Source organism: Streptomyces sp. NPDC004031, assembly GCF_053604375.1.
The window spans coordinates 1-24,585 of the sequence record NZ_JBSGHL010000006.1; the positions used below are offsets into that span (position 1 = coordinate 1).

The 24,585-nt window shown below is 74.4% G+C and carries 19 protein-coding genes; 7 read left to right on the top strand and 12 right to left on the bottom strand.

The annotated features are described in order from the left end of the window. Positions 1–431: 431 nt before the first annotated feature. The 8 genes from ACWERV_RS05080 to ACWERV_RS05115 form a co-directional block, all read right to left on the bottom strand. Complete coding sequence (locus ACWERV_RS05080) at positions 432–1,046, bottom strand: hypothetical protein (RefSeq protein WP_452928948.1); 615 nt, start codon at positions 1,044–1,046, stop codon at positions 432–434. A gap of 102 nt (positions 1,047–1,148) precedes the next feature. Continuing rightward, a complete protein-coding gene (gene ahcY, locus ACWERV_RS05085; RefSeq protein WP_452928951.1) occupies positions 1,149–2,600 on the bottom strand; it encodes an adenosylhomocysteinase in 1,452 nt (483 codons plus the stop codon). A gap of 228 nt (positions 2,601–2,828) precedes the next feature. Next, positions 2,829–3,788 (bottom strand): cation diffusion facilitator family transporter, encoded by a 960-nt coding sequence (locus ACWERV_RS05090; RefSeq protein ID WP_398177532.1) that lies wholly within the window; start codon positions 3,786–3,788, stop codon positions 2,829–2,831. Between the two features lie 98 nt (positions 3,789–3,886). Continuing rightward, positions 3,887–5,116, bottom strand: coding sequence for a mannose-6-phosphate isomerase, class I (gene manA, locus ACWERV_RS05095; protein ID WP_452928954.1), 1,230 nt, complete (start codon positions 5,114–5,116; stop codon positions 3,887–3,889). 5 nt (positions 5,117–5,121) lie between these two features. After that, positions 5,122–6,273 (bottom strand): SIS domain-containing protein, encoded by a 1,152-nt coding sequence (locus ACWERV_RS05100; protein WP_452928957.1) that lies wholly within the window; start codon positions 6,271–6,273, stop codon positions 5,122–5,124. A gap of 128 nt (positions 6,274–6,401) precedes the next feature. Then, positions 6,402–6,581, bottom strand: coding sequence for a Trm112 family protein (locus ACWERV_RS05105; RefSeq protein ID WP_398177523.1), 180 nt, complete (start codon positions 6,579–6,581; stop codon positions 6,402–6,404). 296 nt (positions 6,582–6,877) lie between these two features. After that, positions 6,878–8,236 carry a phosphomannomutase/phosphoglucomutase gene (locus tag ACWERV_RS05110; RefSeq protein ID WP_452928959.1) on the bottom strand — a complete coding sequence of 453 codons (1,359 nt, stop codon included), beginning with the start codon at positions 8,234–8,236 and terminating at the stop codon, positions 6,878–6,880. Between the two features lie 146 nt (positions 8,237–8,382). Further along, entirely contained in the window at positions 8,383–8,745 is a 363-nt protein-coding gene (locus ACWERV_RS05115; protein ID WP_031519528.1) for a DUF3499 domain-containing protein, read from the bottom strand. Between the two features lie 333 nt (positions 8,746–9,078). On the opposite strand from ACWERV_RS05115, the gene ACWERV_RS05120 reads away from it, so the two are divergent. Next, positions 9,079–9,522: a metallopeptidase family protein gene (locus ACWERV_RS05120; RefSeq protein WP_398441855.1), complete on the top strand. Its 444-nt coding sequence runs from the start codon at positions 9,079–9,081 to the stop codon at positions 9,520–9,522. A 105-nt stretch (positions 9,523–9,627) separates the two neighbouring features. Here the strand turns inward: ACWERV_RS05120 and ACWERV_RS05125 are convergent, their stop codons facing one another. The 3 genes from ACWERV_RS05125 to ACWERV_RS05135 form a co-directional block, all read right to left on the bottom strand. After that, positions 9,628–11,118, bottom strand: a complete 1,491-nt coding sequence (locus ACWERV_RS05125; RefSeq protein ID WP_452928963.1) for a DUF5719 family protein — start codon at positions 11,116–11,118, stop codon at positions 9,628–9,630. Next, a complete protein-coding gene (locus tag ACWERV_RS05130) occupies positions 11,115–14,972 on the bottom strand; it encodes a glycosyltransferase (RefSeq protein WP_452928966.1) in 3,858 nt (1,285 codons plus the stop codon). The genes ACWERV_RS05125 and ACWERV_RS05130 overlap by 4 nt, the downstream gene beginning before the upstream one ends. Before the next feature lie 278 nt (positions 14,973–15,250). Then, complete coding sequence (locus tag ACWERV_RS05135; RefSeq protein ID WP_031519519.1) at positions 15,251–15,514, bottom strand: WhiB family transcriptional regulator; 264 nt, start codon at positions 15,512–15,514, stop codon at positions 15,251–15,253. 734 nt (positions 15,515–16,248) lie between these two features. Here ACWERV_RS05135 and ACWERV_RS05140 point away from each other — a divergent pair. The 3 genes from ACWERV_RS05140 to ACWERV_RS05150 all read left to right on the top strand — a co-directional run bounded on the left by ACWERV_RS05140 (position 16,249) and on the right by ACWERV_RS05150 (position 19,182). Next, on the top strand, positions 16,249–16,833 hold the full coding sequence (locus ACWERV_RS05140) for a cysteine dioxygenase (RefSeq protein WP_452928970.1): 585 nt from the start codon (positions 16,249–16,251) through the stop codon (positions 16,831–16,833). Positions 16,834–16,921: 88 nt separating this feature from the next. Further along, positions 16,922–17,878: a 2-phospho-L-lactate transferase gene (gene cofD / locus ACWERV_RS05145; RefSeq protein ID WP_398177504.1), complete on the top strand. Its 957-nt coding sequence runs from the start codon at positions 16,922–16,924 to the stop codon at positions 17,876–17,878. Next, positions 17,875–19,182 (top strand): coenzyme F420-0:L-glutamate ligase, encoded by a 1,308-nt coding sequence (locus ACWERV_RS05150; RefSeq protein WP_452928973.1) that lies wholly within the window; start codon positions 17,875–17,877, stop codon positions 19,180–19,182. Before cofD ends, ACWERV_RS05150 begins: the two co-directional genes overlap by 4 nt. Before the next feature lie 103 nt (positions 19,183–19,285). Here the strand turns inward: ACWERV_RS05150 and ACWERV_RS05155 are convergent, their stop codons facing one another. Beyond that, complete coding sequence (locus ACWERV_RS05155; protein ID WP_452928976.1) at positions 19,286–20,257, bottom strand: DNA-3-methyladenine glycosylase family protein; 972 nt, start codon at positions 20,255–20,257, stop codon at positions 19,286–19,288. Between the two features lie 52 nt (positions 20,258–20,309). Here ACWERV_RS05155 and ACWERV_RS05160 point away from each other — a divergent pair, with 52 nt between their 5' ends. From ACWERV_RS05160 to ACWERV_RS05170, 3 genes are all read left to right on the top strand, one after another. Continuing rightward, on the top strand, positions 20,310–21,053 hold the full coding sequence (locus ACWERV_RS05160; protein ID WP_452928980.1) for a TIGR03089 family protein: 744 nt from the start codon (positions 20,310–20,312) through the stop codon (positions 21,051–21,053). Positions 21,054–21,506: 453 nt separating this feature from the next. After that, entirely contained in the window at positions 21,507–22,868 is a 1,362-nt protein-coding gene (locus ACWERV_RS05165) for an LCP family glycopolymer transferase (RefSeq protein ID WP_452928983.1), read from the top strand. Positions 22,869–22,922: 54 nt separating this feature from the next. Next, positions 22,923–24,542: an LCP family protein gene (locus ACWERV_RS05170; RefSeq protein WP_452928984.1), complete on the top strand. Its 1,620-nt coding sequence runs from the start codon at positions 22,923–22,925 to the stop codon at positions 24,540–24,542. Positions 24,543–24,585 lie beyond the last annotated feature (43 nt).

Sequence of the window (24,585 nt, forward strand, 5' to 3'; positions counted from 1 at the left end):
GTCATCCCGGAAACAACACGCAAGAGCGGGACAGCCCGGAGGAATAATCCGGACCGTCCACAGCGTCCTCGCTGTGTTTTCTTCAAAGGAACCTCATCACGCACCCACAACGGGTACGAGACGGGGTATCAACATATCTGGCGTTGACTTTTGGCACGCTGTTGAGTTCTCAAGGAACGGAAGCTTCCTTCGAGACCGTTTCACCGGCCCCTCCGGGCTTTTCCTTCGTTGTGTTCCGACTCTATCAGAAGATTTTCGGTCGGAATTACCACCCGGCTTTCGGGGACACGGGTGCCCCGCTCGGGATTTCTCCCGACTCGAGACTGGGTGTCTTCCTCTGGCCTAATGGCAAGGTTCTGCATTGTTCACGGCTGGACGTGCCAGCTCCTGACAACCGTTCTAACCTACCTCCCACCCCCACACGCGTCAAATCAGGGGAAGGTGGACGGCGGGGTGTCGAGGTCTTCCAGCTCGATGCCGGGGGCCGCGAGGACGACGTCGCCGGCGAGGTGGACCTCGTGCTGCTCGCCGGTCGCGAGGTCGGACACCAGGAAGTTGTCCACAGGCAGAAAACCGCTGTCGGCCGGATGTGCTGTCCTGGATTGCAGCGACCAGGACTGGTCGACGTTCAGGGGTGCGAGCACGGGAGGCCGGAATGACACGAGACGGACGCGCTTGGCGGGACCGCCCGGGGCGAGGCGGAGGAGTCTCGCGGTGGCGATCAGGAACGCGGGCGAGGCACCGGTGAAGGCGTGGGCGGGGGCGTTCCCCTCCTGCGCGTGCTCGCCGGTGGGGTCGCTGCGGACCCAGGTCACGCCGTCCAGGGCGGCGGCGCGGATCTGCCACGAGGCCGCGTGCAGTTCGAGGCGGACGGGGCGGCCGAGGTCGTCGACGGTCAGGTCGACGGAGCCGGCGTGGCTGCCGTCCGGGTGGGTGGTCTGTGCGGTGTAGCGCCAGCCGGAGGGACCGGTGGCGCAGTGGAAGTGCTCTTCTCCCAGGAGGGTGTGGTCATGGGTGTCGTGGAGCGAGTAACGGCCGCGGGGCATGGTGGGTTCTCTGGATCCGGCGAGGCCCCCGCCTCCAGGTGGAGGCGGGGGCCCGCGTGGTGCGGTCCGCCCGGACGGGGCCGGGCGGCGGGGTGCCGTGGGTCAGTAGCGGTAGTGGTCGGGCTTGTAGGGGCCCTCGACCTTGACGCCGATGTAGGAGGCCTGCTCCGGGCGCAGGGTGGTGAGCTTGACGCCGAGGGCGTCGAGGTGGAGGCGGGCGACCTTCTCGTCCAGGTGCTTGGGGAGCACGTAGACGCCGATCGGGTATTCCTCCGGCTTGGTGAAGAGCTCGACCTGGGCCAGGGTCTGGTCGGTGAAGGAGTTCGACATCACGAAGGACGGGTGTCCGGTGGCGTTGCCGAGGTTGAGCAGGCGGCCCTCGGACAGGACGATGAGCTTCTTGCCGTCCGGGAAGGTCCAGGTGTGGACCTGGGGCTTGACCTCGTCCTTGACGATGCCGGGGATCTTGGCCAGACCGGCCATGTCGATCTCGTTGTCGAAGTGGCCGATGTTGCCCACGATCGCCTGGTGCTTCATCCGGCTCATGTCGGCGGCCATGATGATGTCGCGGTTGCCGGTCGTGGTGACGAAGATGTCGGCGGTCTCGACCACGTCGTCGAGGGTGGCGACCTGGTAGCCGTCCATCGCGGCCTGGAGGGCGCAGATGGGGTCGATCTCGGTGATGATGACGCGGGCGCCCTGGCCGCGGAGGGATTCGGCGCAGCCCTTGCCGACGTCGCCGTAGCCGCAGATGACGGCGACCTTGCCGCCGATCAGGACGTCGGTGGCGCGGTTGATGCCGTCGACGAGGGAGTGCCGGCAGCCGTACTTGTTGTCGAACTTCGACTTGGTGACGGCGTCGTTGACGTTGATCGCCGGGAAGAGCAGCGTGCCTTCCTGCTGCATCTCGTAGAGGCGGTGGACGCCGGTGGTGGTCTCCTCGGTGACACCGCGGATCTCGGACGCGAGCTGCGTCCACTTCTGCGGGCTCTCGGCGACGGTGCGGCGCAGCAGCGCGAGGATGTAGCCGTACTCCTCGCTGTCCTGCTCGGTGGTCGCGGGGACGGACCCGGCCTTCTCGAACTCGACGCCCTTGTGGACGAGCAGGGTGGCGTCGCCGCCGTCGTCCAGGATCATGTTGGGGCCGCCGGTGGCGGTGCCGGGCCAGGTCAGGGCCTGCTCGGTGCACCACCAGTACTCTTCGAGGGATTCGCCCTTCCAGGCGAAGACGGGCACGCCCTGCGGGTTGTCGGGAGTGCCGTCGGGGCCGACCGCGATGGCGGCGGCGGCGTGGTCCTGGGTGGAGAAGATGTTGCAGGACGCCCAGCGGACCTGCGCGCCGAGCGCGACGAGGGTCTCGATGAGGACGGCGGTCTGCACGGTCATGTGCAGCGAGCCGGTGATGCGGGCGCCGGCGAGGGGCTGCGTGGGGCCGTACTCGGCGCGCAGCGCCATCAGGCCGGGCATCTCGTGCTCGGCGAGGGTGATCTCCTTGCGGCCGAAGTCGGCGAGGGAGAGGTCCGCGACCTTGAAGTCGGTGGCGGTGGTGGTCATTCGGGCTGCTCCTCGGTGCGATCGAGGTGGACAGGGACGCGGCGCGGCCGCGGGGCGGCGTGTCGCCCGGATGCGGGCACATGTGTCCCCCTGCGGCAGCGCAATCCGTCGGAGGCCCTCTCTCCCTCGGCCGGTCACCGTGGGGCGACCGCCCGACCGCCATCAGCAGCGACGTCTGGCTCCCCACGAATCTACACCGGTGACCCCTGCGCCCGCAGGTGCGCGTGGTCAGCGCCCGCCCGGGGTCTGGTCGGGGTCGGGTCCCGCCGCGGCGGCGGCCTCGCTGTAGATGTCGGGTTCGAGGTAGATCACGCGGGCGAAGGGTTCGGCGGCGCGGATGCGCTCCTCGGCGGCGTCGATCGCGCGGGCGACCTCGGCGGCGGTGTCGTCGTGCTGCACGGCGATCTTGGCCGCGACCAGCAGTTCCTCCGGGCCGAGGTGCAGGGTGCGCATGTGGATGACGGCGGTGACGGTGTCGCCGTCCACGACGGCGGCGCGGATGCGGGCGAGCGATTCGGGGTTGGCGCCCTCGCCGATGAGCAGGGACTTGGTCTCGGCCGCGAGCACGAGGGCGATGCAGATCAGCAGGGTGCCGATGCACAGGGTGCCGACGCCGTCCCACACCCCGCTGTCGGTGGCCAGGGAGAGGCCGACGCCCAGCAGGGCGAGCACCAGGCCGATGAGGGCGCCGAAGTCCTCCAGCAGGACGACGGGCAGTTCGGGTGCCTTGGCCCGGCGGATGTACTCGACCCAGGACATCGAGCCGCGGGTGTGGTTGGACTCCTTGACGGCGGTGCGGAAGGAGGAGCCCTCGGCGGCCATGGCGAAGATCAGCACGCCGACCGGCCAGTACCAGTGGTCGAGGGTGTGCGGGTGGCGGACCTTCTCATATCCCTCGTAGAGGGCGAACATGCCGCCGACGGAGAACAGGACGATCGAGACGAGGAAGGCGTACACATAGCGTTCCCGGCCGTAGCCGAAGGGGTGCTCCTCGTTGGCGGCGCGCTTGGCCTTCTTGCCGCCGATGAGCAGCAGTGCCTGGTTCCCGGAGTCGGCGAGGGAGTGCACGCCCTCGGCGAGCATCGACGACGAGCCGCTGAACGCGAAGGCCACGAACTTGGACGCGGCGATGGCGAGGTTGGCGCTCAGTGCCGCGACGATCGCCCTGGTTCCGCCTGAGGCGCTCATGTGTGCTGGGTGTCCCTTCCGTCGGCCCTGGGCGGCTGGCTCGCCGTGCCGGGCGGGTGCGGTCGGACATTCTTGCAGTCCGTCCCGCCGTGGTTGCGTCAGGCGGCCACGGTGGCGCGGAAGACCGTGCCCTCGCCGCTGAGTTCGGTGTGCTCGCCGGCGCGGATCCAGCACGATTCGCCGGGGCCGAGGGCCAGTTCCGTACCGGCGCCGTCGTCGTCGGCCGGGGTGGCGCCGGGGGTGCGCAGGCGGATCTCGCCGGCGGTGCACAGCAGGATCTGCGGGGCGTCGCGGTCGAGGGTGCGCGGGCCGGAGCCGGGGGCCAGGACGTACCGGGAGAGCCGGAATTCGTCGATGGGCGCGGCGTACAGCTCCTCGCCGTCGGCCCCGGCCTCGGGGCGCAGCACGGCGGGGTCGTCGGCCTCGAAGCGGACGATGCGCAGGAGTTCGGGTACGTCGATGTGCTTGGGGGTGAGGCCGCAGCGCAGCACGTTGTCGGAGTTGGCCATGATCTCGACGCCGAGGCCGTCGAGGTAGGCGTGCGGGACGCCGGCGCCGAGGTAGAGGGCCTCGCCGGGCTGGAGGCGGACGTGGTTGAGCAGCATGGCGGCGATGAGGCCGCGGTCGCCGGGGAAGTGCCGGGCGGCCTCGGCGTAGACGGCGTAGTCGGCGGCGTACGGGGTGCCGGGGGTGGCGGCGAGCCGGGCGGCGGCCTCGGCGGCGGCGTGCACGGTGTCGGCCATCTCGGCGGGGTCGGCGCCCAGGACGGCGGCGAGGACCTCGCGCAGCGCCCGGTCCTCGGGGTGGGCGCGCAGGATGTCGGCGTAGGGCACCAGGGCACCGACGCCGAGCGCGTCGATGAGGGCGGCCGCCTCCGTCGGGCGGCGGAAGCCGCACAGGCCGTCGAAGGGCGACAGGGCCACGAGCATCTCGGGCTTGTGGTTGGCGTCCTTGTAGTTGCGGTGCGGGGCGTCCAGCGGGACGCCCCGGGCCTCCTCGTCGGCGAATCCGGCCCTGGCCTGCGCGAGGTCGGGGTGGACCTGCACGGACAGCGGCGCACCCGCGGCGAGCACCTTGAGGAGGAAGGGCAGTCGGGGGCCGAAGCGCTTGACGGTGGCCTCGCCCAGCTCGGCGGCGGGGTCGGTGTCGATGACGGCGTCGAGGGGCTCGGGTCCGGCGCCGCGGTCGAGCCGGGAGGGGGCGCCGGGGTGGGCGCCCATCCACAGCTCGGCCTGCGGTTCCCCGGTCGGCTCGGTGCCGAGCAGTTCGGGGATGGCGGTGGTGGAGCCCCAGGCGTAGGGGCGGACGGTGTTGAGGAGGCGGTTCATGCCGGTCATGCTCTCTCGGTCGAGGCGACGGCCAGGTATACGGAGGTGAAATCGGTCAGGGCGAGGATCTCCGCGGCCGTTTGCAGGTCGCTGCCGCCGGTGGCGGCGATCTCGCTGAGCGGGGTGTCGTGCGCGTAGGCCTGCTCGCGGGCCGCGGGGGCGGCGGAGCCGGGCCGGTCGGGCGCCTCCTGGAGCAGGACGATGCGCAGCCGCAGCCCGTCGGCGTCCTCGACGCGGTCGCGGAAGAAGTCGTCCGGGTCGGCGGTCAGGGCGTGGGCGCCGGCCTGGAGCGGGCCGTGCAGGGTGAGCGCGGCGGGCAGTTCGGCGCTGAGCGCGGGCCGCCCGGCGCGGGTGCCGAGGACGGCGGCGAAGCGGCGGGCGCAGGCCGCGGCGATTCGGTCCTGGCTCCACAGCAGCGGGAGGGCGTCGGCGAGTTCGGCGGCCAGTGTCTTGGCGGGGTTGGTGTAGGTGGCGATGGCCGGGCCGCAGCGGGCGGCGGTCGCGTCGAGGGTGTCGGCGAGGGCGTGGAGTTCGGCGGCGGGCGCGGTGGCCAGGCCGAGCCGGTCGGCGAGGGCGAGCAGCGGGGCGAGCAGCGCCCAGAAGGCGCCCGTGTCGGCGACCGGGTCGGTGGCGGGGTCGGTGGGGTAGTCCGGGACGGTGTCGCCGGGCGCGGCGGCCGCGAAGGGCAGGGCGAGGCCGCGGACCTGGGCGACGGCGTCGGCGAGCGGTGCCTTGGCCGGGGTGACGGCCACCGCCGTGCAGCCGCGCCGGTAGGCCTGCTCGACCAGGTCGGTGAGGCCCTGTTCGGTGCCCCGGGCGGAGATCAGCACGAGCAGGTCGAGGGAGCCCGCCCAGCCGGGCAGCGTCCAGCGGGAGCGTTCGGGGCTGGGCCCGGTGGGGGCGAGTGCCTGCACCGGGCAGCTGCCGGAGGCGAGCGCGGTGAGGAGGTCGGCGACGGCGTCGGCGTCGGGCCCGCTGCCGGCCACCAGGACGGTGCGGGGCCGGCCGTCGGGCCGCAGCGCGCCCAGCCCGGCCTCGTCGGCGAGCCGCAGTGCGGTGCGGACCCGGGCACCGGCCGCGGCGACCCCGCGGAGCAGCCCGTGGGTGTCGGCGCGGGCGAGACCGTCGGGGTCCTCCAGCAGCGACTCGTCGAACAAGGCGACCTCCGTCGGTCGGATGCGGGCCGGGCTGCGGCCTGTTGCGGGGGCCCGTCGGGCGGGTGCGAGGCGGCCCCGTACACCGGGCGCCGTGCACCGGGGGCGGGCCGGGCGGCGGTCGCGGGCGGTCAGCCGGGGCGGCGGGCCTCGTCGACCAGCAGCACCGGGATGTCGTCCCTGACCGGGTAGGCCAGGCCGCAGTCGGCGGAGGTGCACACCAGCTCCGCCGCGTCCTCGTCCTCGCGGAGCGGGGCGTGGCAGGCCGGGCAGACGAGGATGTCCAGAAGGCTGGCTTCCACGAGCGGCATGTGCGGTGTCCTCCGGGCGGTGGGCGGCCGGTGGTGGCCGGGCCGGTGTGCGGTCGCGGGTGCGCGGATCGGGCGCGCCCCCGCCGCCGGGTACGTGGCCCGGCCTGTGCCCGTCAGCCTATCGCCGCGCCCCGGGCGGGGACACAGGACGGGTCCCCCGGGGCCCGGCGTGGCGGGCGACGGCCCTTAGTGCCAGCGGCGGAGGAGGGATCGGCCGCGGCCCGAAGCGCACGTTCTGCCACGTACCCCGGCCACCGCGTCCCGGCCTGCCACGAGCCGGATCGTCCGCCCCGCCGTCAGCCCCGGACGAGCGCGAGGACCTGGTCGCGGATGCAGGCGACGGTGGCGGGGTCGGCTGCCTCGACGTTGAGGCGGAGCAGCGGCTCGGTGTTGGAGGCGCGCAGGTTGAACCACCAGTCGGCGGCGCTGACGGTGAGGCCGTCGAGGTCGTCGAAGGTGACGCCGTCCTGGCCGGTGAAGGCGGCGCGGACGGCGGCGGTGCGGCCCGCCTGGTCGGCGACGGTGCTGTTGATCTCGCCGGAGGACGCGTAGCGGTCGTACGCGCCGACGAGGGCGGACAGCGGGCCGTCCTGGCGGCCGAGGGCCGCGAGCAGGTGGAGGGCGGCGAGCATGCCGGTGTCGGCGTTCCAGAAGTCGCGGAAGTAGTAGTGCGCGGAGTGCTCGCCGCCGAAGACGGCACCGGTGGCGGCCATCTCCTGCTTGATGAAGGAGTGGCCGACGCGGGTGCGCACGGGGACGCCGCCCTGCTCGATGACGACCTCGGGGACGGTCCGGGAGGTGATCAGGTTGTGGATGACCGTGGCGCCGGGGTACCGGGCCAGCTCGCGCGCGGCGACCAGGGCGGTGACGGCGGACGGGGAGACGCCCTCGCCGCGCTCGTCGACGGCGAAGCAGCGGTCGGCGTCGCCGTCGAAGGCGAGGCCGATGTCGGCGCCGGTCTCGCGGACGCGCTGCTGGAGGTCGACGAGGTTCTTCGGGTCGAGCGGGTTGGCCTCGTGGTTGGGGAAGGTGCCGTCGAGCTCGAAGTACATGGGCACAAGGTCGACGGGCAGCCCGGCGAGCACGGTCGGCACGGTGTGGCCGCCCATGCCGTTGCCCGCGTCGACGACGACCTTCAGCGGGCGCATGCCGGACAGGTCGACGAGGGAGCGCAGGAAGTCGGCGTAGTCGCCGAGCACGTCGCGGTCGGTGACGGTGCCGGGGGTGGCGGCGCCGGCCGGGACGCCGGTCTCCAGCCACTGCTCGGCGAGCGCGCGGATGTCGGCGAGCCCGGTGTCCTGGCCGACGGGGGCGGCGCCCGCGCGGCACATCTTGATGCCGTTGTACTGCGCCGGGTTGTGGCTCGCGGTAAACATGGCGCCGGGCAGGCCGAGGCGGCCGCTGGCGAAGTACAGCTCGTCGGTGGAGCACAGTCCGATGCGGGTGACGTCGGCGCCGCGGGAGGCGGCGCCGCGCGCGAAGGCGTCGGACAGCGCGGGGGACGAGGGCCGCATGTCGTGGCCGACGACGATCGCGTCCGCGCCGGTGACGGTGGCGAAGGCGGCGCCGAAGATCTCCGCGAGCGGGGTGTCCCACTGGTCGGGTACGACTCCGCGGACGTCGTAGGCCTTGACCAGCTGCGACAAATCGGCCACTGCACACCTCTGCTGTACGGGTCACGGACGGTGCGGGTCACGCACGTCGGGCGGCGCCCGGCGCGGGGGCCCGGACGGGGCCGCGGCGCGGTGCCGCGGTGGCCCCACAACCTACCCGGCGGACCCGCGGCGGGGCGGGTGCGGGGCTACTCCGGCGAGCGCAGCACCCGCAGGTGGCCGCGCCGGGCAACCTCCAGCGGGTCGATGTCGCGGGCGCCGGGCCGGGTGCGCTCCTGGGGGCGGGCGGCCTCGCGCACGGCGTTGGCGAGGGCCTCCAGGTCGTCGCCGCTGGGCCGCACCGGGCCGGTGTCGACGGCGAGCCGGACGACCTCCCAGCCGCGCGGCGCGGTGAGCCGCTCGGAGTGCTCGGAGCACAGGTCGTAGCAGTGCGGCTCGGCATAGGTGGCGAGGGGGCCGAGGACGGCGGTGGAGTCCGCGTAGACGTACGTCAGCGTCGCGACGGCGGGGCGGCCGCAAGCGGTGCGCGAACAGCGACGTACAGGGCTCACGACGTTGGACGGTACCGCACTCTTGAGCGGGCCGCGACGACTCTCCGCAGGCTCACCCGGTCGTGTCGTCGCCGGGGCCCTTCCCGGGGCACGGGTGCGGTCGCGGCACTGGCCTGCGGCGATACGGCGGGGGCGGGCGGCGGACGGGGACGCGGCGTGGGCGGACGTGACGGCGGCACGTGCCGGCGCGGGCCTCCGGCTGGCGTGATTCCGTCGCATTCATGGCCTGATGCGGTCTGATCCCCGGCGCTGGATGACGATAAAGGGGTCGGCGCGGACCGCGCTGCCCGCGGGCCGCGACACCGGTGCGGACCGGGAGCTAGGCTCACGCTGATGGACAGTACGGTTCCGCCTCCCTCCGACCCGCGTCCGCGGCATCGCGACCGGCACGGCCGCGGCATGCGCGGGCCCATCGCACCGCCGCAGGTGCCCCTCGCGGTGTCGCGCGCCGACGCGTTCGACGACCTGGTCAGGGATGCCGCCGACCGGCTGGAGCGGCGCTGGCCGCAGCTGGCGGACGTGGAGTTCGCGGTGCAGGAGGTGCCCTGGCCGCAGGACGGGCCGGGGACCGACGGCGAGGCGGTGCCGCTGGGGCGGCTGGTCGGCGCGGACAAGGGCCGGCCGAACCGGATCGTGGTCTACCGGCGCCCGGTGGAGATCCGCGCCAAGAGCCGCGACGAGCGGGCGCTGCTGGTGCACGAGGTGGTCGTGGAGCAGGTCGCGGAGCTGCTGGGGCTGTCCCCGGAGAACGTCGACCCGAAGTACGGCGAGGACTGAGCGGCCGCAGCCCGTGGCAGTAGGCCACGGCGTGGCAATGTACCGGTCGCGTGGCAATGTGCCGGTCCGCGCGCCCGTGTGCCGGGGCGCGCGGTGGCCGGGCCGCTACTTGCCGAGGATCTTCAGGTCGGGCGCGGCCTGCGGCACCTGGACGGTGGAGCGGTCGTCCGGCATCGGCTGGATGGTGAACATGGGCACGCCGTCCAGTGGCAGCGCCAGCTCGCGCGAGGCGTAGAGGGTGCCGCCGGAGAGCTTCTCGACGGTCACGGAGAACGAGCCCTTGCCCGCGACCGGGGCGACGGGCTGCACGGCCATGGTGGTGCCGGCCTTGACGACGACGGTGCGGGTCACCGGTGTGCCGCCCGCGGTGCCGGGCGACGAGGTGACCTTGACCTGGGTGTCCTTGTCGAGGGCGGTCAGTGCGACCGTGGCGGCCTTGTCACGGTTGTCGGCGGCGGTGGCGCGGGTGCCGACGGGGGGTGTCGCGGGCAGGAAGGCCAGCTCCTGCTTGTCGCCCTTGCCGCGGGTGATGAGCAGCCCGGCGACGACGGGGACGGGGGCGTGCACCTTGCTGGACGTGATCAGCAGCGAGCCGGTGTCGCCCTTGGTCACGTCGCCGAGGTCGGCGGTGGCGGTCATGCCCGCCTTGACGTGCAGCGTCTCGTGGTCGGCCGGGGTGATCATGCCGGTGGCGGTGGCCAGTTTCAGGGTGAGGTCGGCGTCGTCGGAGCCGGTCGCGTAGGCGACGAGGCGGACCGAGACGGCGTCGGCGGGGATGCCGGGCATGACCAGCGTGGTGGCGGGCTCGGCGGCGGGCTGGAGCCAGTCGGCGCCCTTGCCCGCGGACGTCGCCTGGACGGCGGCGCCGACCCGGCCGCTGCGGACGACGACGTGGACGGTGAGGTCCTGGACCTTCTGGGCGGTCAGCGTGGACAGCAGCACCGGCTCCGCGCCCTTGCCGGGCACCGTGACGCCGTCGCCCCCGGACGTCTTGACCAGCCCGTCGGGGCCGTACAGCTCGATGTCCACGACGGCGGGGGCGTCGTCGGGGTCGACCAGGTGCAGGTAGTCCTGGCGGCCGTCGGAGGTGCTGGCGCCAGCGAACCAGAACTCGCTGTCGGGGGTGACGCAGGAGGTGCCGAGCAGTGCGCGGCCGGGTCCCGCGTCGACGACGGTGGTCTCGCCGACGCTCCAGCCGGGCGCGAGGGGCCCGTCGGCGGTGCCGACCAGGGCGGGCGCGTCGGCCTTGTCGGTGGTGTAGGTGACCGTCCTTCCCGCCTGCTTCAGCGGCGGGGAGAGCGGGGCGGGCTTGGCCGCCGTGGTGAGCAGCTGGGCGCTGCCCGCGGCCCCGGCGGAGCTGCCCGCGGCCTGGCCGGGCAGCGGTGACGCCGCGGGGGTGAAGGACGCGTAGGTGGTGTCGGCGAACTCCGACGGCGAGGGGGACGGGCACACCGTGGTGGTGCGCTGCACCGGAAGCCGGGTCGAGGAGCCCTTGGGGGCTGCCACCGAGTCGTCGCTGCCGTTCAGCGAGGCGGCGCCGACGAGGACGGCGAGCACGACGACGGCGCCGCCCAGGGAGAGGGTGCTGCGGTTCACTGCTGGTCGCTCCCGTCGCGGCGGTGGTCGCCTTCTGCGTAGTACGCCCCGCCCTCGCCGTAGCCCGCGGGGTCGGTGCCGTAGCCGGGCTGCTGGGCGCCGTAGGGCGCCTGCTCGCCGTAGCCGCCGTCCGGCTGCCCGTAGGCGTCGTAGCCGGGCTGCTGGACGCCCTGCTGGGGGTAGCCGTACGGGTCGGCGCCGTAGCCGCCCTGCTGGTCGTAGCCGGCGTTCTGGCCCGCGGGGTAGGGCTGCTGCTCCCACTGCGGTTCACCGGGGTAGCCGGTGTAGTACGGGTCGGCGTCCGGCGCGGCGCCGGGGGCGGGGACGGCGTACGGGTCGTAACCGGCCTCGGAGGGCTCGTAGCCGCCCTCCGCGCCCTCGTAGCCGCCCTCGGCGCCCTGGTAGCCCTGGGCGGGCTCGTAGGGGCCCTGAGCGGGCTCGTACGGCTGCTGTGCCCCCTCGTCGCCGGGGTCCGGGTCGGCGTCTTCCCGGGCGGCGGCCTCCGCGGCGGCCTCCGCTTCTGCGGCGGCCTGGAGCCGGCGGGCGCGGCGGCCGCCCTCGCCGCCCTGCGCGGGGATGTCCGCGGCGGCTGCGGCAGCGGCGGCCTCGGCCTCCGGCAGGTCGTCGTCGACCTCGCGGCGCCTTCCGGGCAGCGCGAGCACGAGCACGACGAGCAGCAGGAGGGCCTGGACGCCGAGCCAGCCGATGTGGGTGACGGGCTCCTTGAAGGTGACGTCGAGGCGGCCGCCGGAGGCGGGGAGTTCGAAGCCCTGCGCCCATCCGTCGACGGTGGTCGGCGTGAGGCGGGAGCCGTCGAGGGTGGCCTGCCAGCCGGAGGACGCGGAGTCGGCCAGCCGCAGCACGCGCCCGGCCGGGCCCGCGGGCACCTTGGTGTGCGCCTCGACCAGGCCGGAGGGGACGGAGACCGGGGCGGCGCCCTTGGCGGTGATCGTCACCCGCGACACCGCGGTGTCGACGCGCCACAGCTGGCTGCCGTCGGCCTGGCTGACGCGGGACAGGCCCGGTGTGCCGTCGAGGACGCGGCCGACCTCGTGCGGGGTGCCGCGCTGCGCCAGGACGTACCGCACGGCGTACTTGGCGAGCCGGCTGCCCTGGTCGGCGCCGGAGCCGGCGACGAGGTTGGCGACGAGCGAGTCGAGGTCGCTGTCGCGCGGGGCCTGGGCGGCGATCTCGGCGTCGCCGATGTGCACGCCCGCACCGCGCACCAGCGCGTACGAGATGTGCCCGGTCGTCCCGGTGAGCACCAGGGTGCGGGCGTGGTCGCTGGTGGTGGACTCCTCCGCGACGAACGCGGGCACCTGCTGCGGGTCGCGGCGGGCCAGCGGGCCGTCGGCGCCGTGCGCGACCCAGGTGCCCGCGGCCAGCAGCGGCGCGGCGACCGCGGCCAGCACCACGAGGCCCGCGACGGGCTGCCGCCAGCCGAAGCCGCTCGCGGCGATGCGCTCGTTGGCGCCCTCCGCACCGACCACGGCAGCCGACAGCAGCGCGATGCCGTAGACCAGCGTGGCGGGGCCGGCCCAGGCGTGGCCGTTCTCGATCACGGCGAAGAGCAGGCCGGTCGCGGCGGCGGCCCACGCGGCGAGCACCGCGGTGCGGCGGCTGTCGCGCAGCAGCGCGGCGAGGGCGGCCAGCACGACGCCGACCAGCAGCAGCCCGCCGGACGCCTTGGGCCCGCCGGGGCTGAGCAGCGCCAGGTCGAGGCCGGACACGCTCGTGCCGCCGTACGGCAGCCCGGCCTCGTCGAGCATCCGCCCGGGGTGCGCGAGCAGCGTCAGCGACCAGGGCGCGAGCAGCACGATCGGGGTGACCAGCACCGCGGCCGAGCGCAGCACGTGCGGGACGAGCAGCGCGCCACGGCCGGCCACCAGCCGCCAGGCGATGACGGCGGCGGCGAGGACGAGCGCGATGGGCCAGGTGACCGGGGTGAAGGCGGTGGTGAAGGTGAGCATCAGGGCGAGCGCCCAGGTCGCCCGCCAGCTCGGCCGGGCGCCGCGGTCCAGGGCGGCGTCGCCGAGCTGGAGCCCGGCGGAGGCCACGGCGGCGCGCGCCATCAGCGGCAGCAGGATGGCGAGCACCGCGGTGCCGAGGCGGCCGGTGGCGAGCGCGCCGGTGGCGGCGGGCAGGAAGGCGTACGCGACCGACGCCCAGGCGCGGACCAGCCGGGATTCGGCCAGCGGACGGGAGGCGAAGTACGCGGCCACCCCGGCGAGCGGCACGGAGGCGACCAGCAGCAGCGTGAGCGTCAGGCTCGTGGAGCCGAACAGCACGGTCGAGAAGATCCCGAGGACGGCGAGGTACGGCGGCGCGGACTCGGTGCCGCCGGTGCCGAGCGCGTGCCACGAACCGGCGTAGGCGCGCCACAGGTCGGAGGCGCCGGAGCCGGCGGGCAGCAGGGCGCCGCCGTAGAGGGTGCCGCCGCCGAGCAGTGAGCGGCAGGCGGCGAGGGAGACGACGAGCAGCACCACGAAGAGCATCGGCCCGGGTTTGCGGGCGATGCGCTTGAGGCGGGCGAACTGCTCGACCTCCAGGAAGTCGCCGTCGTCGTCGCCGGGTCCGGACTCGATGGCGCCGCCGTGCCGACCGGCCGCGGCGGCGGAGGCGTCGGCGCGCCCGGAGATGTTGCTGACGACCTGGTCGACGGTGGCGCGCACGGTCGCGCCGGGTGGCGGGAAGAGCGGGCGCAGCTCCGCGGGTTCGACGGCGCCGCGGCCGCGCCGGCGGCGGGCGGCGAGCAGCCGCTCGGGGCGCAGCAGGACGCCGAGCAGGCCGACGATCTCGTCGACGGCCTGGCCGGGCACCTTGCCGACGAGGTAGGCCAGGGTGCGCAGCACGGTGCCGACGACGATGCGCAGGGCCACGTAGGGCAGCAGCGGGCCGCGGGTGTTGGCCAGCAGGGTGTAGACGGCGCCGGCCTTGTCCACGCGGTGCGGGTTGGCGGCGGAGCGCCCGGCGCAGTCGACCGGGCGGCGTTCGCGGGAGGCGGCCTCGGCGTGCCAGAGCACGGCGTCGGGGGCGATGTAGACGGTGTGCCCGGCGGCCTGGGCGCGCCAGCAGAAGTCGACGTCGTCGCGCATCAGGGGCAGCCGGCGGTCGAAGCCGCCCAGCGCCTCCCACACGTCGCGGCGCACCAGCATGCCCGCGGAGGACACCGAGAGCACCTGGCGGACCTGGTCGTGCTGGCCCTGGTCCTGCTCGCGGCGCTCCAGGGCGGTCCAGCGGCGGCCGCTGCGGGCGATGCTGACGCCGACCTCGAGCAGTTGCCTGCGGTCGTACCAGCTGCGCAGCTTGGGGCCGACGACGGCGGCGGACGGGGTGCTGTCGGCGATCCGCAGCAGGCCGGAGAGCGCTCCGGGGTCGGGCTCGCAGTCGTCGTGCAGCAGCCACAGCCACTGCACGGGCTCGCCGTGCCGGGGCTGCTCGGACGCGCCGCCGTCGCCGAACGGGTCGTCGGCGTAGGGGTCGTCGTTCCACTGCCGGCCGACGGGGTCCCAGCCGCTGCCGCGCGGGGCGAGGTAGGGCAGGTCGTCGGCGGTGAGCGGGACGGCGGCACGGACGCACTCGTCGACGGCCGCGCCGAAGGAGGTGCGCCGGGCGAGGTGCAGGACCCGCTGGTCGCCGAGGGATTCGGCGAGCAGCCGGGCGGAGTCGTCAGCGCTGCCGGTGTCGGCGGCGACGACGTCCTGGACGGGGCGGTCCTGGGCGAGCAGACCTGCGAGGGCCTTGGGCAGCCAGCGAGCTCCGTCGTGTGCGACCAGCACGGCGGTGACGACATGGCGCGGGAACTCAGGAGTGCCGGCCGGATGGACGGCCGGTGCTGGGCTGTTCACGGACATCGAGGTTTCGGCCCCGGTTCGCTGGACTGCGGTGGACGCCGGTGCCCGCGTACGGCGGGGGTGGCGTCTCGGACGGCCCCCCACACTAACGGCTCACACGGGTGCCACCGCCTGACGGGAGTCCGGTGTGAGAACAACGGCAGCCCGCCCGGCGTGCGCGAACGCAGGCCGGACGGGCTGCCGGACGGGTGGTCCCGGCGGTCCGCCGGGGAGTGCCCGCGGGCGTCCGGCCGCTGGTCAGGGGGCTGGAACGGGGGTGCGGGCGGGTGCGTCGGCGGTCAGACGACGCCCTTCTTCAGACGGCGGCGCTCACGCTCGGACAGGCCGCCCCAGATGCCGAAGCGCTCGTCGTTGGCGAGGGCGTACTCCAGGCAGTCGGAACGGACTTCGCACGCGAGACAGACCTTCTTCGCCTCACGTGTGGAACCGCCCTTTTCGGGGAAGAACGACTCCGGGTCGGTCTGCGCACACAGGGCGCGCTCCTGCCAGCCGAGTTCCTCGTCGGCCTCTTCGGCCAGCAGCAACTGGAACTGCTCGGTCATGCGCGCCCCTCGTCTGTCGTGCTTCCCCGTGGTGTGGGCCGTCCGCGCGTGCGGCTGAACGACACGAGTGAAATTACAAGTGCGCCGATCCGGGCGAGTCAAGCCGAGATCTGCTATTGAGCCCGTTATTCACTCCGCTGAACCAAGGCGTGACGGTAAGTGCTGTAATCAGACCAAAAGACCGGAACCGTCAACCGTCGTCCGGTCGTCCAACCCCCACACCCCGTCAGACGCTGCGGCTGTACGCCGCGTTCCGCCCGTACGGATGAAGGGGTGCGGATCACATTTCGATCACAGGAACACCCGTCCGAGGAGACCGTTCGACCTCGTGCGCGACGGCGTCACGACGGGTCGGCGAATTCCCCCGGGACCGGCGCGTCCGACAATCGGAATGCCTCGGAGGCACGGGGCCACGGTTCTCGCTGCACCTATCCCCGCACCCCCGCGCACAAACCTTTCGGCAACGCAGGGTGCCGGATCAGGTGAAAGAAGGCGACAAACCGGACATCCATTTGACAGCGGGTCTCCCGGACCGGTCTCCTTGACGCATGCCTGCCGAGCCCCACGTGACGACCCGGACCCGCCGCCGCGCGTCCTGCCGTGTCGCGCTCGCGCAGAACTGCTGTTGTCCCTGCCGCTGTCGCTGAGCCCCCGCAAGGGGACGCGCCGCCCGCACCCGCGGCCCAGGCGCCCCGCCCACGCCACTCGCGCACACCTCCAGGGACACCCTTCACATGTCCGAGCACCCCGCTCGTCCCGCGCTCCCCGCGCCCTCCACCGCCGCCGACACCTACGGCGCCTACGGCCCGGCGGTCTCCGACGTCGCCATCGCCGGCGACCCGCTCGCCCTGCCGCACCTGCTGCCCCCCGTGCCGCAGCACCCCGCCACGGTGGCCGAGTTCGCCGGGCTCGCCCGCGCCGTCGCCGCCGACCGGGCCCAGTGGGAGCCGCTCGTCCGCTACGACGCCACCAGCCGCTGGTACGCCCGGCTGCGCACCGGCCCCGGCTACGAGCTGTGGCTGCTCAGCTGGCTCCCCGGCCAGGGCAGCGGCCTGCACGACCACGGCGCGTCCTCCGGCGTGCTGACCGTCCTCACCGGCAGCCTGCGCGAGCGGGCGCGCGGCGCGGCCGGTGAGACCGTCCGCGTGCTCGCGCCCGGCGCACAGCGCGCCTTCGCGCCCGGCTACGTGCACGAGGTCGTCAACGACAGCCTGGAGCCCGCGGTCAGCCTGCACGTCTACTTCCCCGGCCTGACCGCGATGACCCCGCACAACTGCGACTCCCCCGCCCACACCGCCGTACCGCAGCCCGCGCGCTGAGCCGCGCACCCGGACGGGCCGTCACCCGCGGCGGTGAGCGCACCGGTGCCCGTACGGCCGCCGGACGCGGGCTGCAAGACTGGGGCCCATGCGAATCGTGGTTCTGGCCGGAGGAATCGGCGGGGCGCGCTTTCTGCGCGGCCTGCTGGCAGCGGCGCCGGAGGCGGAGATCACCGTCGTCGGCAACACCGGAGACGACATCCATCTGTTCGGCCTGAAGGTCTGTCCCGACCTCGACACCGTGATGTACACGCTCGGCGGCGGCATCCACGAGGAGCAGGGCTGGGGACGGGCCGACGAGACCTTCACCGTCAAGGAGGAACTGGCCGCCTACGGGGTCGGCCCGGAGTGGTTCGGCCTGGGCGACCGGGACTTCGCCACCCACATCGTGCGCACCCAGATGCTCGCGGCCGGCTACCCCCTCAGCGCCGTGACCGAGGCGCTGTGCGCCCGCTGGAAGCCCGGCGTGCGGCTCATCCCGATGTCCGACGACCGGGTCGAGACCCATGTCCTGGTCGAGACCGACGGCGAGCGCCGGGCCGTCCACTTCCAGGAGTACTGGGTACGGATGCGCGCCGCCGTCCCCGCGTACGCCGTCGTGCCGGTCGGCGCCGACGCCGCCAAGCCCGCGCCCGGCGTGCTGGAGGCCATCGCCGCGGCCGACGTCATCGTCTTCCCGCCCTCCAACCCGGTGGTGAGCATCGGCACGATCCTGGCCGTACCCGGCATCCGGGAGGCCGTCGCCGAGGCCGGCGTGCCCGTCGTCGGCCTGTCCCCGATCGTCGGGGACGCGCCCGTACGCGGCATGGCCGACAAGGTGCTGGCCGCCGTCGGCGTGGAGTCCACCGCCGCCGCGGTGGCCGCGCACTACGGCTCCGGCCTGCTCGACGGCTGGCTCGTCGACACCGTCGACGCCGCCGCCGTCGCCGAGGTGGAGGCGGCCGGCATCCGCTGCCGCGCCGTACCGCTCATGATGAGCGGCCTGGAGGCGACCACGCAGATGGCCCGCGAGGCCCTCGCACTCGCCGCGGAGGTGCGGGCATGAGCGCGCTGCGCATCGAGGTCTTCGCGCTCGACGGCATCGACGAGGTCAAGGCGGGCGCGGACATCGCCGAACTCGTCGCCGCCACCGGCGCGCGGCTCACGGACGGCGACATCGTGCTCGTCACGTCCAAGATCGTCAGCAAGGCCGAGGGGCGGTTGATCGCCGCGGAGGACCGCGAGGCGGCCATCGACGCGGAGATGGTGCGGCTCGTCGCCCGCCGCGGCGGCACCCGCATCGTGGAGAGCCGGCACGGCTTCGTCATGGCCGCCGCCGGCGTCGACGCCTCCAACACCGCGCCCGGCACCGTGCTGCTGCTGCCGGAGGACCCCGACGCCTCCGCCCGCCGCATCCGCGCCGGGCTGCGCGCCGCACTGGGCGCGAACGTCGGCGTCGTCGTGACCGACACCTTCGGGCGGCCCTGGCGGCAGGGCCTCACCGACGTCGCGATCGGCGCCGCGGGCGTCGCCGTCCTCGACGACCTGCGCGGCGCCCAGGACACCCACGGCAACCCCCTCGCCGTGACCGTCACCGCGACCGCCGACGAACTGGCCGCCGCAGGTGACCTGGTGAAGGGCAAGGCCACCGGCCGCCCCGTCGCCGTCGTCCGCGGCCTCGGCCACGCCGTCCTCCCCGCCGACGCGGCCGACCCCGGCGCCCAGGCACTGGTCCGGGACGCCGCGAGCGACATGTTCCGGCTCGGCACCTCCGAGGCCGTCCGCGAGGCGGTGTCCCTGCGGCGCACCGTGCGCGACTTCACCGACGAGCCCGTCGACCCCGCGGCCGTCCGCCGCGCCGTCGCCCTCGCCGTCACCGCGCCCGCCCCGCACCACACCACGCCCTGGCGCTTCGTCCTCCTGGAGACCCCGCAGGTACGCACCCGCCTGCTCGACGCCATGCGCGACGCCTGGGAGGCGGACCTGCGCCGCGACGGCTTCTCCGAGACCAGCATCACCAAGCGGCTGCGCCGCGGCGACGTCCTGCGCCGGGCGCCCTACCTCGCCGTCCCCTGCCTCGTCGCCGACGGCGCCCACCCCTACCCCGACGCCCGGCGGGCCGCCGCCGAACGCGAGATGTTCGTGGTCGCCACCGGCGCGGGCGTGCAGAACTTCCTGGTCGCCCTCGCCGGCGAGCAACTCGGCTCCGCGTGGGTGTCGTCCACGATGTTCTGCCGCGACGTGGTCCGCGAGGTCCTCGGGCTGCCGCCCGAGTGGGACCCCATGGGCGCGGTGGCGATCGGCCGCCCGGCCGCCTCCCCGCCGCCGCGGGCCGCCCGGGGGGCGGAGGCGTTCATCGCGGTGCGGTGAGCTTGCCGCTCGGCTCGGGGGTGAGGGTTTCCCTGCTGTTTCCAGGGGCGCGTGTGGCACCTCCCAGGCGCCCCTGACGGTTGCCCGGCAGGCAACCGCAGCGTCAGAAACGGGGCGTGGGCGGGTTGGGGGACAGGCGGGGGGCGTGGCGGGGCGGGGCGGGAGAGGCCAGGAGGATGAGGCGGGCGGCGCGGTGGCGCTGGCCCGCGTACGGCTCCAGGAGGGACAGCATCGTCGCGTCGTCGGACCGCCGCTCGCCGGTCAGCGCGTAGCCGATGTGGTGCGGCAGGTGCAGGTCGCCGACGGTGATCGCGTCCGGGGCGCCGTGGCTGCGCTGCAAGGTCTCCGCCGCCGTCCAGGGGCCGATCCCCGGCACCGTCTGCAGGCGGGTGCCCGCCTCCTGCGCGGGCAGCGCCGCGAGCGCGTCGAGACGGGCCCCGAGGCGCACCGCGCGCATGACGGTGGAGGCGCGCTTGTCGTCCACCCCGGCGCAGTGCCAGTCCCAGGACGGCACCCGCGCCCAGCCGCGCGCGTCCGGCATGACCCGCATCAGCTCGCCCGCGGGACCCGGCGCGGGCTCGCCGTGCCGGTGGAGCAGCAGCCGCCACGCCCGGTACGCCTCGTCCGTCGTCACCTTCTGCTCCAGCACCGACGGGATCAGCGACTCCAGGACGAGCCCGGTCCTGGTCAGCCGCAGGCCGGGGTTGCGGCGGTGGGCGACGTGCACGACACGGTGCCGCGGGGTGAACGCCGAGGGGTCGTCGAGCCCGCCGAGCAGCGCCGGAAGCCCCTCCAGCAGCCAGGCCGCCCCGGGCCCCCACGCCTCCGCCTCCAGCAGGGCGGCGCTGCCCCGCAACCGCAGCGTGCCCGCCCCCTCCGGCGTACGGCTGGCCCGCCACACCGTGCCGTCGCGGTCGATACGGAACGCCGGGTCGGCCGGGCCGCGGCGCAGCGGCATCAGCGTGCGGCGGACGTCGAGCGGCCCCTGCGGCGCCCACGTACGGCGCAGCCCCGCGTCCACCCGGGGCGCGGGCACGGCGCCGCCCGAACGCGGGCGGAAGGAGGGCGAAGGCACCCGCCGAGGGTAACCGGCCGGGGCGCGGCACCCGGCCGGTAGCCTGACCGGCGTGACGTCACCCACCCCGGACACCCCCGCAGGCCTGCTCACCGCCGCCCTCCGCACCGACCCCGCGCGGCCCTTCCTCACCTTCTACGACGACGCGACCGGCGAACGCGTCGAACTGTCCGTCGCGACCTTCGCGAACTGGGTGGCCAAGACCGCGAACCTCCTCCAGGACGACCTGGGCGCGCAGCCCGGCGACCGGCTCGCCCTGCTGCTGCCCGCGCACTGGCAGACCGCGGCCTGGATCCTCGCGGGCTTCTCCACCGGGGTCGTCGTCGCGCCCGGCGCGGACCCCGCGGGCGCGGACCTCGTCGTCACCGGACCCGACACCCTCGACCAGGCCCGCGCCTGCAACGGCGAACGCGTCGCCCTCGCACTGCGCCCCCTCGGCGGACGCTTCCCCCAACCCCCCGCCGGCTTCCTCGACTACGCGGCGGAGGTGCCGGGCCAGGGCGACCGCTTCACCCCGTACGCGCCGGTGCGTTCGGACGCGGACGCCCTCGAACTCCCCGGCGAGGGCACGCTCACCGCCGGTGAGGTGGTGGAACGCGCCCACGCGTACGGGCTGGCGCCCGGGGCCCGCGTCCTGTCCCGCCTCCCCTTCACCACCTGGGAAGGCCTCGCCGCGGGCCTCCTCGCCCCCCTCACGTCCGCCGGCTCCGCCGTCCTCTGCCGGCACGCTGCCACTCTCCCCCCCGACCGACTCGCCGCCCGCGAGACCAGCGAACGTACGACGCTCACGCTCTGAGGGGGGACGCCCCGGGGTGCCTCGTGCGGTAGGCGCCGCGACCGTCCGCCGGTGGGGGCTTGCCGCGCAGTTCCCCGCGCCCCTCAAAACGCGTGCCCTCGCCCACACTGATCACCCCCACCGGCAGGCAGCCGCCGAACCGGCCTGGAGGGGGGCGGTGCGGGGTGCCCCCGCAGGAATGCGCTGGGAGGAGCTCACCAACTCGGTACGAGGCCGAAGGCGCATTCCGAGGAGGTGCCCCGTGGCGGCCCCCGACCCAGCCTGCGGCGCGCCGCGTAAGGGGCGCGAGGAACGGCGCGAGCAACCCCCCACCGGCAGAAGGTCGCGCGGGACACCGCACACCGCACCCCGGAGCGGTTGCGAGCGCAACCAATTCCCGGATTCGACCGTCTGAACGAGTAGCGCGCACACACGCGGGCCCGGCATGCCGGTTATGCGAAGAATGGCGGGGACGTGGCATCGTCAGCAGAGCCTCCGGAGGAGAACGCGGAGGATTCCCCCGCAGACGCGGAAGCCCCGGCGCAGCCGGAAACCCCCGCCCAGCCAGAGGCAACCGCCCCGGCGCAAGCCGAAGAGCCGAGCCCCGCGGAGAGCCCGGCGGAAACCCCGGCGGAGCGCCCCGCGGAGACCCCCGCCCCCACCGAACCCGCGGCGAAGCCGCGCGGACGTTACACCTGGCTCAAGGTCGTCGGCGCGGTCACCGCCGTCTCCGTCCTGCTCGCCGCCGGAGGCCTCTGGTATCTGTACCAGCAGCTCAACGGCAACATCACCACCGACCACGTCACGGAGAACGAGCTCCAGGCGCACGCGTCGGAGCGGCCCTCCGCGGGGCCGACGTCCGCCGAGAACATCCTGCTCATCGGTTCGGACAACCGCGGCGACGGCAACAGCAAGTACGGCCGCGACAGCGGCACGCAGCGCTCCGACACGGTCATCCTGCTGCACATCGCGGCGGACCGGCACAGCGCCACAGCGATGAGCATCCCGCGCGACCTGATGGCGCAGGTCCCGGCGTGCACCAAGTCCCAGGGCGGGGAGACGACGCCGAAGTTCGAGCAGTTCAACTGGTCCTACCAGTTCGGCGGCGCCGCCTGCACGATCCGTACCGTCGAGGACATGACGGGAATCCGCATCGACCATCACCTGATCGTGGACTTCTCGGGCTTCAAGAAGATCGTGAACGCGATCCACGGCGTGGACGTGTGCCTGCCCGAGCCGGTGCACGACAAGCAGGCGCATCTGGACCTTCCCGCCGGGCGGCAGACGCTCAACGGCGAGCAGGCGCTCGGCTATGTGCGCGCCCGGCACGGTCTGGGCGACGGCAGCGACACCGAGCGCATGGACCGCCAGCAGGGTTTCCTGGGCTCGCTGTTCTCGAAGGTGACGAGCAACGGCGTGCTGCTGAACCCCACGAAGGTGTACCCGGTGCTGAGCGCCGCGACGTCCTCGCTGACCGCCGACCCGGGGCTGGACTCGCTCCCGGAGCTGTACGACCTGGCGCGCGAGGTGCAGGGCATACCGGCCGACAAGCTGAACTTCCTGACGCTGCCGAGGGAGCAGTACGTCCTCGACCGCAACCGCGACCAGCTCAAGCAGCCCGCGGCGAACGAGCTGTTCGCGACGCTGCGCGACGACCTCCCGCTGGCGGTGTCCGCGGACGGCCACCAGGACTCCGGGTCCGGGACCACGTCCCCGCACAGCTCCAGGGCGGCGTCGGGAACGCCGACCACCACACCCACCGGCACCGCCACCACCTCGCCCACGTACCGCGGGACGACCGCGGCCGCCGACATCTGCGGCAAAACCACGAACTGAGGCGATGAACTAAGGTGAGCGCTCAGCCGGCCGTGGAGGGAGGACCCGACGACCGTGAGCACCGAGGAGTCCGGGTACGTCGACCCGGCTGACCAGTGGGTGCTGGACCCGGAGACGGGCACGTACCAGCTGCGGCTCGACGTGCCGCAGCAGTCGTACCAGCCCCAGCAGCAGCAGGAGTTCGGCGGCTACGACGGCTACGGGTACGGCGGCACGGCCGAGCCCTCCGCGCAGTCCCCCTACCAGGCGCCCGACTACGAGGCCTCCGGCTACGAGGCGTCCGGCTACCAGCCGTACGAGGTCCCCGACGCGCCCGTGGCGTACAGCGGCTACGGGACCGGCGACACGCCCGACGCCCCGCCGGAGTACGGCGGTTACGAGGCCTCCGCCGACCCGGACACCGCCGACGCCCCCGAAGCGCAGCCCGCGGCGCCCCCCGCGCCCCCCGTCCCCGCGGCCGCCCCCGGAGGCAGGCGCGCGGCGCGGCAGGCACAGAAGCGCAAGTCCCCCGGGCTGCCCCTCAAGGGCGGGCCCAAGGTGTGGGGCGCGGCAGCGGCCGCCGTGCTGGTGGTCGGCGGCATCGTGGGGATCGCCACGCTCGGCGGCGGCGGGGGCGGCGGCAGCATGCACACCGTCGACGTCGGCGGGGCCGGGAGCAAGACCCCCACCCACACCGGTGCGATGAACGTCCTGCTGCTGAGCGCGCACCCCGCGGCGGGCGCCGCGGACTCGGCCGTGCTCGTGCACCTCGCGGCGGACCGCGGGAGCGCGACGGCGCTGGCGATCCCGTCCACCCTGCGCACGGACATCCCGGACTGCCCCGCGGCGGGCGGCAAGGGCACCGTCGGCGGGGCCAAGGGCCAGCCGTTCTCCGCGGCGCTCGGCGGCGGCCGGGACGCGGGCTGCGCGCTGCTGACCGTACGGCAGCTCACCAAGCTCGCGGTCGACCATGTCGTGATGGTCGACTACGCGGCGGCCAAGGGCGTCAAGGGCGTGGCGGCGGGCGACACGTGCGTGGACCGTACGGTCACGGTGCCGCGCACGCTGACCGCGCTGGCGAACGGCAAGCCCGGCGCCCTCACGGCGGACAGCGTGATCGGCACCCCGGAGACGCTCAGCAACGTGGCGGCGGCGCTCGGCGCGATCGACCCGAAGAACACCACCTTCCTCACGCTGCCGGTCGTGAGCGGCGCGCCGGACCCGGACAAGGCGCCGCAGGTCTACGCGCTGCTGGCCAACGACGTCTCGCTGACGGCGGCGGCGAAGCCCGCGGCGCCGGACCCGAAGCTGGTGGGGCCGAAGGCGGTGCCGCACGAGACCCGGGTGATGATCTACAACGGCACGGGTGTCTTCGGCGCGTCCCAGGACGTGCTGGCCTGGCTGCAGACCACGCAGGGCGTGGACCGCTCCACCAACGGCGGCGACGCGCACGCCAAGGCCGCCAAGACGACGCTGGAGTACGCCCCGAACCAGGCGGACCAGGCGCGCTCGCTCGCAGCGATGATGGGCCTGCCCGCCTCGGCGCTGGTGGAGGGGACGAAGGACGCGGCGCCGCGCGCGAACATGACGCTGACGCTCGGCGCGGACTACACGGCGCCCGGTGTCCCGGTCGGTCCGCCGACCTCGGCACCCAAGGGCGTGACGACGGCCCCGGGGACCTCCGCCCGCTGCTGATCCCCGCCCGCGCCAGGTCGCGGGCGGGCGGACGTCCCACCGT